Source organism: Rhizobium sp. WYCCWR 11128 (assembly GCF_013416305.1).
Taxonomy (GTDB): Bacteria; Pseudomonadota; Alphaproteobacteria; order Rhizobiales; family Rhizobiaceae; genus Rhizobium; species Rhizobium indicum.
This window is the reverse complement of the sequence record NZ_JACCEZ010000005.1, coordinates 90,329-103,433: the sequence shown is the minus strand read 5'-3', so window position 1 is coordinate 103,433 and position 13,105 is coordinate 90,329. Positions and strand designations below refer to the sequence as shown.

Annotated in this window: 13 protein-coding genes; 7 read left to right on the top strand and 6 right to left on the bottom strand. The window is 62.7% G+C overall.

What is annotated here, in order from left to right; translation table 11 throughout:
* Positions 1–82: 82 nt before the first annotated feature.
* The 3 genes from repC to repA form a co-directional block, all read right to left on the bottom strand.
* A complete protein-coding gene (repC, locus tag HX898_RS17360) occupies positions 83–1,297 on the bottom strand; it encodes a plasmid replication protein RepC (protein ID WP_171598164.1) in 1,215 nt (404 codons plus the stop codon).
* Positions 1,298–1,451: 154 nt separating this feature from the next.
* Positions 1,452–2,447: a plasmid partitioning protein RepB gene (gene repB / locus HX898_RS17355; RefSeq protein ID WP_171598165.1), complete on the bottom strand. Its 996-nt coding sequence runs from the start codon at positions 2,445–2,447 to the stop codon at positions 1,452–1,454.
* Positions 2,444–3,640, bottom strand: coding sequence for a plasmid partitioning protein RepA (gene repA, locus HX898_RS17350; RefSeq protein WP_180195236.1), 1,197 nt, complete (start codon positions 3,638–3,640; stop codon positions 2,444–2,446). The genes repB and repA overlap by 4 nt, the downstream gene beginning before the upstream one ends.
* Before the next feature lie 203 nt (positions 3,641–3,843).
* Here repA and cobF point away from each other — a divergent pair, with 203 nt between their 5' ends.
* The 5 genes from cobF to HX898_RS17325 all read left to right on the top strand — a co-directional run bounded on the left by cobF (position 3,844) and on the right by HX898_RS17325 (position 8,185).
* Positions 3,844–4,608 carry a precorrin-6A synthase (deacetylating) gene (cobF, locus tag HX898_RS17345; protein ID WP_171598167.1) on the top strand — a complete coding sequence of 255 codons (765 nt, stop codon included), beginning with the start codon at positions 3,844–3,846 and terminating at the stop codon, positions 4,606–4,608.
* 73 nt (positions 4,609–4,681) lie between these two features.
* Complete coding sequence (cobG, locus tag HX898_RS17340; protein ID WP_180195235.1) at positions 4,682–6,061, top strand: precorrin-3B synthase; 1,380 nt, start codon at positions 4,682–4,684, stop codon at positions 6,059–6,061.
* Positions 6,062–6,063: 2 nt separating this feature from the next.
* A complete protein-coding gene (locus tag HX898_RS17335; protein ID WP_171598169.1) occupies positions 6,064–6,696 on the top strand; it encodes a precorrin-8X methylmutase in 633 nt (210 codons plus the stop codon).
* The gene (locus HX898_RS17330) at positions 6,693–7,424 is read left to right on the top strand and encodes a precorrin-2 C(20)-methyltransferase (protein WP_180195234.1); all 732 of its coding nucleotides are present in this window, start codon (positions 6,693–6,695) and stop codon (positions 7,422–7,424) included. Before HX898_RS17335 ends, HX898_RS17330 begins: the two co-directional genes overlap by 4 nt.
* Entirely contained in the window at positions 7,421–8,185 is a 765-nt protein-coding gene (locus HX898_RS17325; RefSeq protein ID WP_171598171.1) for a precorrin-3B C(17)-methyltransferase, read from the top strand. The genes HX898_RS17330 and HX898_RS17325 overlap by 4 nt, the downstream gene beginning before the upstream one ends.
* Here HX898_RS17325 and HX898_RS17320 read toward each other — a convergent pair.
* The gene (locus tag HX898_RS17320; protein ID WP_180195233.1) at positions 8,149–8,919 is read right to left on the bottom strand and encodes a cobalt-precorrin-6A reductase; all 771 of its coding nucleotides are present in this window, start codon (positions 8,917–8,919) and stop codon (positions 8,149–8,151) included. The genes HX898_RS17325 and HX898_RS17320 overlap by 37 nt on opposite strands.
* Between HX898_RS17320 and cbiE the strand changes: the two genes are divergently transcribed.
* Together cbiE and cobM are read left to right on the top strand one after the other, a co-directional pair.
* Entirely contained in the window at positions 8,918–10,150 is a 1,233-nt protein-coding gene (gene cbiE, locus HX898_RS17315) for a precorrin-6y C5,15-methyltransferase (decarboxylating) subunit CbiE (protein ID WP_180195232.1), read from the top strand. The genes HX898_RS17320 and cbiE overlap by 2 nt on opposite strands.
* Positions 10,151–10,154: 4 nt before the next feature.
* Positions 10,155–10,913, top strand: a complete 759-nt coding sequence (cobM, locus tag HX898_RS17310) for a precorrin-4 C(11)-methyltransferase (protein WP_180195231.1) — start codon at positions 10,155–10,157, stop codon at positions 10,911–10,913.
* A gap of 96 nt (positions 10,914–11,009) precedes the next feature.
* On the opposite strand, the gene HX898_RS17305 is transcribed toward cobM, so the two are convergent.
* Positions 11,010–11,822, bottom strand: a complete 813-nt coding sequence (locus HX898_RS17305; protein WP_180195230.1) for a TIM barrel protein — start codon at positions 11,820–11,822, stop codon at positions 11,010–11,012.
* Between the two features lie 161 nt (positions 11,823–11,983).
* Entirely contained in the window at positions 11,984–13,012 is a 1,029-nt protein-coding gene (locus HX898_RS17300; protein WP_180195229.1) for a LacI family DNA-binding transcriptional regulator, read from the bottom strand.
* Positions 13,013–13,105: the final 93 nt, after the last annotated feature.

The following is a 13,105-nucleotide window of genomic DNA, read 5'->3' as shown; positions in this document are numbered from 1 at the left end:
ATGGAAGCCGTTAACCTGGCTGATCGACCGGCCGCATCTCCTTCTAACCGTCTGAGCTGGCGCGAAGCTTTTTCATAGCCGCTCATCCGGTTTTCCTCGCCGTTGGACCATTTGCCCGCATAAGCGCCATCAGCATCGGTCCGAGCGAGAACTCGCCGCGCTCCGCCCGCCGCGTCAGGTCACGCAGGTAGCCGCCGGCCGAGTTGATATGTCCGCCCCTTTCCAGAATGCAGGCGATCACCGTGGCGGCGTTTTCCGGCCCCAGGACATCGCAGGCCAGTTGATAGGCGCTGGGGCTGACGCCAAGCGTGGAACGGACGATGACGGCCGCGGCCATCAGATCGCGCCAGCTGCCGATGCCGCCGCCCGGTCCGTAAGCGATGATCTCCGGGCAGGCCTGCAGCACCATGGCAAGGGGGAAGGATTTCGGCGGCTCGCGCCAATGCCGCGGTTCTTCCTCCGGCTTTGCACCCTGCTTCGGTTCGAAGCTTGGTTCAAGTTCAGAGTTAAGGTGTGGGTTTGAATTATGTATGTGCCGACCGTTTTGGTTATCATTGGCGTCTGATTTTTCTGTTTTCGACTTCGATTCCAGCGTCTTGACGATCAATTCCCGGAAAGCTTCGAGATCGGCCAGCAGGCTTTCCATCTCGGCGGCCGACGGGCGGCGCGGCAGGCTTGCGGAAAGCAGATTGAAATACTTCTGCATCTCGATCCATTCGCCGGCAATTTCCTCTTCCAGCGCGATCTCGATGAGCTTGGTGATGTCACGCCGGCAAAGTGTCAGGCGCTCCCTCAGGCGCTTCCATTCGAGCTTGGCGGCCATCACCTGAGCCGCCTGCGCCTCGATCTCGCGAGCGCGTACCAGGAGCGGCGCCAGGCTGAAGCCAAAGGCCTCTCCAAGCCCGCCCTCGCCGTTGCGCCGGGCAAAACGTTTCCCGTTCGGGCTATCCCGGCGGATGATCAGGCCGGCTTCCACCAGCATCGCCAGGTTCCGCCGCAACGTCGTGCCGGCCATGCCGTGCGCGCGCAACGACAGTTGCTCGTTCGACGGAAAGACGACGAAGCCGTTGGCCTCGGCAATCTCGTTCTTCGGGTAGAAGGTCAACAGCGCGTTGAGAACAGCCAGGGCGCGGTCAGATACGCCGACCATGTCCTTTGCTTCGCAGAGCGCGCGAAAAATCTTCCACTTGTCGACCGATGCGTCCGGATCGACCTTGCTGACGCTTTGCTGACTTGCCAGCATGCCAAGCGTCATCGACCGCCGCCCAAAGGGCGTCGATACATATTGAGGCTCCATGTCCCTCACCTTTTCTCAAGGCAAAAGAAACCTACCACCCAAAAGGATGCCGAAGACGCTTGACAGTGATTCGAGGAAGTGCGATTCTCAGATTGTCCAGATATGAGAAAGGCTTCCGCGGCGGCAACGTTCGGAGGCTTTTTTCTTTTGCGGTTTACTCTCCTGCTTGCAACTTGCCGGCCCGATAGGCTTCGTAAAGCTCATCGAGACGGCGTGAGATGTAAGCGCCGAAATCCGGCGCATCGCCGGTCTTCAACGCGATCGTGAAGGAATTACCGGCGCTCTTGATTCGGCCGGCGATCTTGCCGCCGCTCTTCGGCTTCCAGTCAAATTCCGTGGTTGCGGGCTTTGCCTCTTTCCTGGCGAGCTCGGCGACCAAAAGCTCGAAACGGCGGTCGCTCTCCTCCGCCATGAAACTTCCCGAGGCAACGAGCTTGGCAAGTCGGGCGGCCGTCATCCCATTCCAGTCCTGGGCAAGCGCCATCCAACGGCGCCGCCCGATACCGGGCGCAGCTCCGACCGACCTGACGATTTCGGCGGGGATGGCTTTTGCGACGGATATCAGCTTCGATAGCTCCGTCTTGTCCGTCGACAGCGCTTTCATGATGACCGGGCGCTCAAAACCCTTGAGCTCGAGATTAAGGGCAAAGACCGCGCGCTCGATATAAGAAAGGTTGCGGCGCGCCGAATTCTCGATGCCCTGCGCGATGACGACATCGGTATCGTCGAGCTTACGGACGATCGCCTGCACCTTGAGGCCGAGCAGCTTGACCGCCTGCAGGCGGCGATGGCCGTAGGCGATCTGGTAGCGGTCCTCATCATTGGGATGGCGGCGAACGAGGATCGGCACTTCCTGGCCGTTCTCGGCGATCGACCGCACCAACTCGTCTTCCATATCGAGGGGCTGGTCGGCGAGGCGGTCGCGGACGAAGGAGGAATCGATCAGATCAGGATCGAGTTCGACGATGCGTTCACCGGAGAGCAAGGCCTCCTGCATCGCCCTACTCTCTTCTTCCATGCGGCCAAGGGTCAACGCCATCGTCCGAACCGGCCCGGCCGATCCGCGCGAAGATGGTTCCTCGTAGTTGGCCGCGGCCAACTCCTGCGCCGTATCGTCGAAAAGACCCTTCAGGCGATCGCGTCTGCTCATGTGCGGCCCCACGCTTTGTGAATACCGGCGAGAACCTCGCCGTTGGCGGCATTGACCGATTCCAGCGCCCGGTCATAGGTCGAGCGGCGCACCTGCCCCTTCTCGATCTCGTAGAGCGTCTGCTTGGTCAGGCCGACATCGGCGATCGCCGTCGATTTGAGAATGGTCGCCGTCAACACGTCGTCACTGAAAAGGCCGCGCAGCAGCGCGACGATCTGCGACTGCGGCGCGTCGAAGGGTTCGTGACGCGTGACGACATACTTGATGAAATCATGCTGTAGGTCGCCGCCTGCCTTGCGTACGACGGAAAGCAGATCCGAGGTCATCAGCAGGAACTGCGACATGGAAGCGACGTCGACCATCTGCGGATGGATGGTGATGAGCAGCGATGTCGCGGCACAAACAGCGCCAAGCGTTAGGTAACCGAGCTGCGGCGGGCAGTCGATCACCACGATGTCGTAATCGGCCTCGACCTCGGCAATGGCGATGCCGACGCGACGGAAGAACAGCTCGCCAGGTCGCTGCCGGTCGTTCAATGCCCGTGGCGTCTCATGCTCGAACTCCATCAGTTCGAGATTGCCCGGCACCAGATCCAAACCGTCGAAATAGGTCTTGCGGACGATCTCCTTCAGCGGCTTGCGGTCCGCATCATAGCAAATTGCGCCATAGAGCGTGTCGCCTTCGGAAAGATCAAATTCGGGCTGGACGCCGAGCATGGAAGAGAGCGAAGCCTGCGGATCGAGATCGATCGCAAGCACCCGGTAACCAGCCAGGGCCAGATACTGCGCCAGATAGAGCGTCGTCGTGGTTTTGGCCGAGCCGCCCTTGAAATTGGTGACGGCAACCGTCTGCAACTTTTCGCCAGGGCGGCGCCACGGCTGATAGGAAAGTGCGTCCTTCGGCTTGAGCTTGGCCATATACTGGCGCAATTCGTTGATCTGGCCAAGTGTGTAGGAACGCCGGCCATTCTGGGCAAGATCCGGCTGCGGTCCCTTGCCATCCAGTGAAAGCTGGCGAAGATAGCCGTCCGAGACGCCGATCATCTGAGCCGCCTCGCCGGAGGAGAATGTTCGTAGCGTCTTTTGCGAGAGCGGCGGAAACAGCTTGTCGCGGAGGAGCTTCAGTTGCCGAGAAAGCTGGTTGGCATGCCGCTCGATCCGTACATCTGTCGTCGATACGCTAATGTTGTCCAAAACACTCAATCCTTTTCGATGCGCTTTTCTGTCAACATAGCGTCAAAAAGCGTATCGAAGGTGACACGATTCGGGATTTGCAGCAACAACAGGGCTCAGATGCCGCCTACAGGCTCGGTTGGCCGCGGCCAACTCCCTTTCCCACCCTTGCGGCGAGCCGGCTTTTTCGGCAAGACCGCCAGGACTCAACGGGGAGTATCCGCTTGAAGCATATCCATATCATCGGCATCGGCACCGGCAACCCGGAGCACCTCACCATACAGGCAATCAACGCGATGAACGCAGCCGACGTGGTCTTCCTGCCAGTCAAGGGCGCCGGCAAGGAAGAGCTCGCCGAAATCCGGCGGGATATCTGCGAATGTTATATCACCCGGCCGGCCGGCAGGATTTCAGAATTCGAGGTGCCGCAAAGGCAGACGGCAGACAAGACCTATGCGCAAAGCGTCGATACCTGGCACGGCGAGATCGCCAGTATCTATGGAGAGCTGATCTCCGGTCTCCCGGATGATGGCAGCGGCGCCTTTCTCGTCTGGGGTGATCCCAGTCTCTACGACAGCACGATCCGCATCATCGAACGCGTGCGCCGGGAAAGCAGCCTGGATTTCGATTACAGCGTCATTCCCGGCATCACCAGCATCCAGGCGCTGGCGGCCAGCCACAAAATCCCGGTCAACCTCGTCGGCAAACCAATCGAGATCACCACAGGGCGCAGGCTGGCGCAAGACGGACTTTTGACCGACAGCACCGTCGTCATGCTTGACGGCGAACAGGCTTTTGCGAAGATCGACGATCCCGATGCCGAGATCTTCTGGGGCGCCTATCTCGGTACCAAGGACGAGATCGTCAGATCAGGACGGCTTGGCGACATCGCCACCGACATTCTGACGCTGAGGGCCGAGGCCAGACTGCGGCATGGCTGGATCATGGACATCTATCTCCTGCGCAAGGGACGGGATTTCGACGAATAGCCACTCCGAAGCCTTTCCATCATGCTTTGCCGGCCCGGTTGCGATCATGTAAGAAATGGCCAGAGGATCGAGAATGAGCATTGAGGCCGCAAAGGCGAGCGACAGGACAGGCGAGGCGGATCTGCACGAGCGCCCGGCGGTGACGATGCGTAGGCGCGGCGCCTGCCCCGCCCTTGCCGCGCCCATGCAGACCGGCGATGGTTTGCTGGTACGGCTGCGGCCGGCCGGCGGCGCGTTGACGCTGTCGCAGTTCGCAAGCCTTGCCCGCTCCGCCGCAGCACATGGAAACGGCATTCTCGAAATCACCGCCCGCGGCAATCTGCAGATCCGAGGCCTTCGGACTGAGACCGTCGGACAGCTCGCTGCCGATATCGATGCAGCCGGGATCACCGTGCCGGACGGGCCGGCGATCGAGACATCGCCACTGCACGGCATCGACCCGGAAGAGATCAGCGATCCGGCGGCAATGGAAATGGCCTTGCGCAGCATGCTCCGTGATCAGCTTGCGTCGCCGCGCCTCGCGCCAAAACTCTCGCTCGTCGCCGACGGCGGTGGGGCCTTCGGCTTGTCGGCATTGTCCGCCGATATCCGTATTGTCGCGCAATCCGGCGCAGAATGGCTGGTCGCGATCAATCGCGACGCTGAAACCGCAATGCCGGTCGCGATCGGTAATGCGGAGGCGGCGATATCGGCCGTCGGCGAAATTCTGAGCTTGTTGGCCCTCGGGCAGGGCAGGCGAGCACGGGATATCGATCCGGCGCTTCTGCGGGCGCGTTTTCCCGCGATGGATGGCATTCGACCCATTGCGTCCCGCGCGGCAGGGATGCCGCTTGCCGGCTCGCACAAGCTCGCCGACGGCAAAACCATACTTGGCGTCAGGCCGGAATTGGGGCAGATGAGAGCCTCCGATCTGATCGCTTTGCTTGACTTGGCAGAGGCCCGCGGCGCAACAGCCATCCGGCTTGCGCCCGGTCGCGGTTTCTTCCTCATCGGGCTTTCCGCCGATACAGTGCCGGCTATCCAGATCGCCGCCGCCAGGCATGGCTTCAGCACCCAGCCCGGCGAGAATACCGAGCATATCGCCGCCTGTGCCGGCGCCGGCGCCTGCGGTTCGGCTTTTTACGAGACGCGAACCCTGGCCCGCCGCCTCATTGCCGCGACACCTGCCCTTTTCGACGGTTCGCTGACGCTGCATCTATCCGGCTGCGCCAAGGGCTGCGCTCATGCCCGGCCGGCGCTGACCCTGACGGGCTCGGCGGAAGGTTATGGCCTCATCCTCAATGGGCTTGCTGCGGATCTGCCGGACGAACGGATCGCTGGCGGTCGGATCGATTTCGCTATAGAGAGGCTCGCCCGGGCCATCGAAGATAACAAAGGCGCTGGCGAATCGACCGCCGCCTGCCTTACACGGCTTGGCGCAACCGGCGTTTCGAAGGCGCTGCGACAGGAATAGGAATGCCAGACTACGATTATATCCGCAGCGGCGATGCGATCTACGAGCGTTCCTTTGCCATTATCCGTGCCGAGGCCGATCTTTCGCGCTTCACCGACGATCAAGCCGAAATCGCCGTGCGCATGATCCATGCCTGCGGGCTGGTCGAGGCGGCGGAGCATTTCCTGTTCTCGGCCGATTTCGTCAGCGCGGCGCGCGATGCGCTGAAGGGTGGGGCGCCGATTTTCTGCGACGCGGAAATGGTGTCCCAGGGCGTCACCCGGGCGCGGCTGCCGGCGCTGAACGAGGTGATCTGCACGCTGCGCGATCCCGCGACACCGGAGCTTGCGCGCGAGACCGGCAATACGCGCTCGGCCGCCGCCATGCATCTCTGGCTCGATCGGCTCGGCGGCAGCGTTGTTGCGATCGGCAATGCACCGACCGCCCTCTTCCATCTGCTCGAACTCCTGCGCGACGGCGCCCCGAAACCCGCGGCGATCCTCGGCATGCCCGTGGGCTTCGTCGGCGCCGCCGAATCCAAGGATGCGCTGGCAGATAATTCCTACGGCGTACCCTTTGCCATCGTCCGCGGTCGGCTCGGCGGCAGCGCCATGACGGCAGCCGCCATCAATGCATTGGCGAGGCCAGGCCTATGACCAGAAGCGGCCGTCTCATCGGCGTCGGCACGGGTCCCGGCGACCCGGACCTCCTGACCCTCAAAGCCGTCCGCGCCATCGAAGGCGCTGATGTCATCGCCTATTTCGCCAAGCAGGGCAGGGGCGGCAACGGCAAGGCGATCGTCGAGCCGCTGCTGAAATCCGGGGTGACGCTGCTGCCGCTCTATTATCCTGTGACGACCGAAATCGACAAGAACGACGAACGCTATCAGAGGCTGATCACCCAATTCTACGATCTGTCTGCCAAAGCTGTTGCCGGGCATCTCGATGCCGGGCTGACTGTCGCCGTTCTCAGCGAAGGTGATCCGCTCTTCTACGGCTCCTATATGCACCTGCATGTCAGGCTTTCCCAACGCTACCCGACGGAAGTGATCCCGGGCATCAGCGCCATGTCGGGCTGCTGGTCGCTGGCGGGCATGCCGATCGTCCAAGGCGACGACGTGCTTACCGTACTGCCCGGTACGATGGCCGAGACCGAGCTGACGCGGCGTCTTGCCGATACGCAAGCCGCGGTCATCATGAAGGTCGGCCGCAACCTGCCGAAGATCCGCCGGGCACTGGCGGCCGCCGGCCGGCTTGCGGAAGCCGTCTATGTCGAGCGCGGCACCATGGCGAATGCGGCGATGGAAAAGCTTGCCGACAGGACCGACGGCGATGCGCCATATTTTTCGCTCGTGCTGGTGCCGGGCTGGGAGGGCAGCCGATGAGCGGCAGGCTTTTCGTGATCGGCACCGGTCCCGGCAACCCCGAGCAGATGACGCCGGAAGCTTTGGCCGCTGTCGATGCGGCGACGGATTTCTTCGGCTACGGACCTTATCTCGACAGGCTGCAGCTCCGCCACGATCAGTTGCGGCATGCCTCGGACAATCGCGAGGAGCTCGATAGGGCAGGGGCAGCCCTCGCCATGGCAGCCGATGGCGCCACGGTCTGCGTCGTCTCCGGCGGCGACCCCGGCGTCTTCGCCATGGCCGCCGCGGTCTGCGAAGCGATCGAGAACGGGCCGGCCGCATGGCGCGTGGTCGATCTCATCATCCTGCCCGGCATCACGGCGATGCTGGCAGTGGCGGCAAGAGCAGGCGCTCCGCTTGGCCACGACTTCTGCGCCATATCGCTGTCTGATAATCTAAAGCCTTGGAATATAATAGAAAACCGTCTTGTATTGGCGGCAAAGGCAGGTTTTGTCATCGCGCTCTACAATCCGATCAGCCGGGCGCGGCCCTGGCAGCTCGGCGAAGCCTTCAAGCTGATGCGCGACCATCTGCCTGCAGCAACGCCGGTTATTTTCGGGCGCGCGGCCGGGCGTCCCGACGAACGTATCGCCGTCCAGCAGCTGTCGCAGGCAGATGCGTCGATTGCCGATATGGCGACCTGCATCATCATCGGCTCGGCCGAGACACGCATCGTCACGCGGCCAGGCAGACTGGACCTCGTCTATACGCCTCGTTTCACGGCGGGGGGGAACAGGTGATCGATCGCCGCCAGCGCCGCCTCGACAGTGTCGACCGCCTTGACGATCGAGGCCGGCGCGCGCGCCACCATCATCACCTCGATACCGAGCAGGCGGGCTGCCTCGATCTTCGCATAGGTGGCCGCACCGCCGCTATTCTTGGCGACGATGACGTCAATGTGGTGCTGCCTCAGCAGATCGCATTCACCGTCCAGCGTGAACGGACCACGCTCGAGGATGTACTCGACATTATCAAGCACAAGCGGCGGTTCGACGGGATCGACGCTGCGAACGAGGTAGTGATGCTGCGGTGCGGCTTGCGCATGATGGGCACCCTGCCGGCCCGTCGCCAGGAAGACATGGCGGGGGGAGGGGCCGAGCGCTTCGATGGCAGCCGGAATGCTCCGCACGTCCCGCCAGCGATCGCCGGCCATGCGATGCCATTCGGGACGGCGCAGAGCGATCGCGGCGATGCCGGTGGTCTCGGCCGCGAAAGCGGCATTGGCCGAAATGCGCTCGGCGAAGGGATGCGTGGCGTCGATCAACAGACGATATCCGCCGGCCTTGAGGAAATCGGCAAGTGCGGCAGCGCCGCCGAAACCACCGATGCGAACTGGAACAGGCTGCGCGGCCGGTTTCTCGGTGCGACCGGCAAGCGACAGCAGAACATCGCAATCATCACGCGCCGCCAGCGCCTCGGCCAGCAGCCGCGCCTCGCTGGTGCCGCCGAGGATCAAGATGCGGGGTCTTCCCATGTCTGATGTCTCTCCTGCGTCCGGCCAGCGCTGGCTGACTATTATCGGCATCGGCGAAGATGGTCCAGAAGGGCTGGGCGAGGAGGCGAAGAGGCTGATTGCGACCGCACCCGCCGTCTTCAGCGGTGCGCGACATCATGCACTCACTGCGTCGCTGATCACAGGCGAAAAGCTTTCCTGGCAGAGCCCGTTCGAGCGCTCGGTCGAGGCTATCCTCGAAAGGCGCGGCACGCCTGTTGTCGTGCTCGCCTCCGGCGATCCGTTCCTCTACGGCGTCGGCGCAACGCTCTCCCGCCATGTGGCGGCCGAAGAGATGCGCACCATCCCCGCACCCTCGGCCTTCAGCCTTGCCGCCTCCCGCCTTGGCTGGCCGCTACAGGACGTCGCGACGATCTCGCTGCATGGACGGCCGATCGATCTGATCCGGCCGCATCTGCACCCCGGACGACGCATCCTTGCGCTCACCTCGGACGAGAAGGGGCCTGGCGATCTGGCTGCGCTGCTGACTGCTGCTGGCTTCGGTCAGTCGCGACTTACAGTGCTCGAGGCGCTTGGCGGTGTTCGGGAACGGCAGAGAAGTGCGGCGGCGGCGGATTTCGACCTCCTTGACATCGATCCCCTGAATGTCTGCGCCGTTAATGTTGCGGCAGGGGAGGGGGCTCGCATCCTGCCTTTTGCCGCAGGGCTCGAAGACGAGCTGTTCGAGCATGACGGACAGATCACCAAACGCGAAATCCGGGCGATGACGCTTTCGGCGCTTGGCCCCCGTCACGGCGAACTGCTCTGGGATATCGGCGCCGGCTCGGGATCGATCGGCATCGAATGGATGCTCGCCGATCCCAGCCTGAAGGCGATCGCCGTCGAACAGTCGCCGGAACGGGCTGCACGTATCGCCCGCAACGCAGGCGCCTTGGGCGTGCCGCATCTTGCTGTCGTCGAAGGTACGGCGCCCGATGCGCTGAAGGGCCTTCCGGAACCGGATGTGATCTTCCTCGGCGGTGGCGGCAGCGAACCGGATGTTGTCGATACTGCGATTGCCGCGCTGAAGCGGGGAGGGCGGCTCGTTGTCAATGCCGTGACGCTGGAGATGGAGGCGGTGCTGCTCGCCGAACATGCAAAACGCGGCGGCTTCCTCACACGGATCGAAATATCGCGCGCCCAGCCTGTCGGCGGCATGAGCGGTTGGCGGCCGGCCATGCCGATGACGCAGTGGCGCTGGTCAAAAGGATGACGAGATGACGGTGCATTTTATCGGCGCGGGACCAGGTGCCGCGGATCTGATCACGGTTCGTGGCCGCGATCTCATCGCCCGATGCCCGGTCTGCCTTTATGCCGGCTCGATCGTGTCGGCCGAACTGCTGCAATATTGTCCGCCGGACGCACGCATCGTCGATACAGCGCCGATGTCGCTCGACGAGATCGAGGCAGAATATCTTGGCGCTGCTGCGGCCGGCCAGGATGTCGCCCGGCTGCATTCCGGCGATCTCTCGGTCTGGAGTGCGGTGGCCGAACAGGTGCGCCGGCTTCAAAAACACGGCATCGACTATACGATGACGCCAGGTGTTCCAGCCTTTGCCGCCGCGGCTTCGGCCCTCGGCCGAGAGCTGACGATCCCGGCCGTGGCGCAGAGCCTGGTGCTGACCCGCGTTTCCGGCCGCGCATCACCGATGCCGAACGATGAGACACTGGCGAAATTCGGCGCGACGGGCGCCACGCTGGCGATCCATCTGGCCATCCATGCGCTGAAGCAAGTCGTTGAGGAATTGACGCCGCTTTACGGCGTCGACTGCCCGGTCGCAATCGTCGTCAAGGCCTCCTGGCCGGACGAGCGCATCTTGTGCGGCACGCTTGCCGATATCGAAGCAAAGGTTGCCGCCGAACCGATCGAACGCACGGCGATCATCTTCGTCGGACCTTCGCTGGCGGCCGAGGATTTTCGCGAGAGCTCACTCTATGATCCGGCCTACCAACGCCGGTTCAGAGGCAGGGAATAAGTCAGGCGATTGGCCGCGCCAGTGCGGCCAATCGTGACAATCGTCCCCCGCGCAGTTCCGACGCCAATGGCGGCATCATGCGACGTTCGCGAGGTGTCAAACCCGCGCGCTGAGATAATCCATGCTGGCGCGAAGCGCACCGGCCGGGTCCTTGACCGCATGAACCTCCGCTGCAAAGGGTTCAAAGGAGAACGGACCCTTATAACCGGCCCGCAGCAGCGCCCTGATCTGCCCGGCATTATCGAGCCGGTCGTCGCCGTCAACGAGCACTCGATGGGAATCGCGCATATCGGCAACGGACACGGAAGGATCGCTGACGCCGGAGATGTGCACGAGGCCGGCCAGCTCAGGGAAGGTCGCCGCTTCACCGGCAAGGTGATGGTGGAAGGTGTCGTGGACAAGCCTGAAGGTCGATTCCGCGCCGAGTTCCCTGATTGCCTCGGCCGCCTCGGTCTTCGAGCGCAGCGAGCAGATCTCGAAACCGAGCGGCTCGACGAGACCGATAATGCCGGCCTCCTCGAGCATCGTCTTCAGCGCGGCCAGAGACTGGCGCAGATTGGCCTGCCGTTCGCCATCGGCGCAGCCGGTGCCGTCATTCTTCGGCACGAGGACGAGCGCCTTGGCGCCGGACGCGCCGGCATAATCGATCAGTTCCTGCGCTTCGGCGGCCCGGGTCGCGTTCCACTCGTTGAAGCGCTGCAGGGCGTTGATCGAAATGATCGTCACGCCATGGCTGGCGGCAACCTCCTTGATCGTTTCAGGTTTGGTGCCGTCGAGGATGGCATTGCCGGAAAGGTCGTTGCGGATCTCGACGGCTTCGATGCCGAGCGATCGGGCCAGCGCGAAAAAATCGTCGATGGCAAGCGACGGCGCGGCCATATGGTTGAGCGCAAAACGGATCGACGTCATGATCGGTATCTCCTCCTGATCTCCGCGTCGGGGCGGAGCAGTCTTCGTGAATGGGTCAGCGAATCTCTATCGGAATTCGCGTCGCAATCCATCCGCCATCGCCGGCGCCGGCTTTCATTGCTGAGAGAATTTCGAAAGGATTGATGGAATTCCATCATTCCTCAGATGTTCTCCGAAATATGGATATCGAAAGGCAGGAAGAGCTGCCCGGGAACAGCCGTTTCACCGTTTTCGATGGCGCCCGTCATCAGCACCATCAGCTCCTTACAGAGAGCGGGCAGGGGAGTGCCTATCGCCATGGCGACGATATCGTCGGCAAGACCGGCCTTGCTGTCGGGGGTCAGCTCGTTGACCACCAGGACGATCTTGCCGCCGACGCCTTCTTCGCGGAACGCCGAGATCGCCCCCTCCATGCCGCCGCCGCAGACATAGAGGCCGACGAGATCGGGATATTTCTGCAGCAGCGTCAACGTCGCCTCATGAGTGATTTCGGCTGTCTCGAGATTGATCAGCGTGTCGACGACATCGAACTCAGGCGCATTCTCGCGAAAATAGGAGCGGAAGCCGATTTCTCTGAGCTCATGGCCGTGAAAGCGGTGGCTGCCGACGAAACAGGCGACCTTGCCGGGCCTCTTCGCCGTGCGCGCAATCGTCCAGGCGGCAGTGCGCCCGACCTTGCGGTTGTTGACGCCGACATAGGCGTCGCGCACGCCCGTGGCGAGGTCGGAAAGCAGCGAGAAGACCGGAATACCGCGCTCCTTCAACTCCTCGACCGCCGTCGTCACCGCCGGATAATCCGGGCCGACGAGAGCGACGGCCTGGTTGCGGGCGCCGAGCGTCTTGATCTTTTCGACGATCGCAGCCGGTGTCGCGGCGGACGGAAACTCGATCTGCGTCTGGATGCGCGCGCTCGTCAGCGCCCGCGCTGCAGTTTCGATCTCACGCACGAAGCTCTGATAGAAGGGCTGCATCGGCTTCTGCAGCAGGAAGGCGAGCTTGTATTGCGGCAGATCCTCGAAGACGCGCTGCTTGATCAGCCCGACAGCGTGATAGCCGATCGACTGCGCCGCATCATAGACCCGTCGCGCCGTTTCCTCGCGCACGCGGTGGCGAGCGTTGAGAACGCGATCGACGGTGGCGACGCTGACGCCGGAGGCGCGGGCGAGATCGGATATGGTGGGACGGCGCATCGGCGTTCCTGATGGATTCAATCATGAATGCAAGTCATTCATGACGGATTTTGATAGATTATATCAAGCCTGCATTGAGCGCTTTTCAAAGTC

Excerpts from the sequence above, each read along its gene's own strand:
- HX898_RS17335 (WP_171598169.1), top strand. The coding sequence starts at position 6,064 with ATGCCAGACTACGATTATATCCGCAGCGGCGATGCGATCTACGAGCGT.
- HX898_RS17320 (WP_180195233.1), bottom strand. The coding sequence starts at position 8,919 with ATGGGAAGACCCCGCATCTTGATCCTCGGCGGCACCAGCGAGGCGCGG.
- cobM (WP_180195231.1), top strand. The coding sequence starts at position 10,155 with ATGACGGTGCATTTTATCGGCGCGGGACCAGGTGCCGCGGATCTGATC.
- cobG (WP_180195235.1), top strand. The coding sequence starts at position 4,682 with ATGAGCATTGAGGCCGCAAAGGCGAGCGACAGGACAGGCGAGGCGGAT.
- HX898_RS17305 (WP_180195230.1), bottom strand. The coding sequence starts at position 11,822 with ATGACGTCGATCCGTTTTGCGCTCAACCATATGGCCGCGCCGTCGCTT.
- HX898_RS17330 (WP_180195234.1), top strand. The coding sequence starts at position 6,693 with ATGACCAGAAGCGGCCGTCTCATCGGCGTCGGCACGGGTCCCGGCGAC.
- repB (WP_171598165.1), bottom strand. The coding sequence starts at position 2,447 with ATGAGCAGACGCGATCGCCTGAAGGGTCTTTTCGACGATACGGCGCAG.
- cbiE (WP_180195232.1), top strand. The coding sequence starts at position 8,918 with ATGTCTGATGTCTCTCCTGCGTCCGGCCAGCGCTGGCTGACTATTATC.
- HX898_RS17300 (WP_180195229.1), bottom strand. The coding sequence starts at position 13,012 with ATGCGCCGTCCCACCATATCCGATCTCGCCCGCGCCTCCGGCGTCAGC.
- HX898_RS17325 (WP_171598171.1), top strand. The coding sequence starts at position 7,421 with ATGAGCGGCAGGCTTTTCGTGATCGGCACCGGTCCCGGCAACCCCGAG.
- repC (WP_171598164.1), bottom strand. The coding sequence starts at position 1,297 with ATGGAGCCTCAATATGTATCGACGCCCTTTGGGCGGCGGTCGATGACG.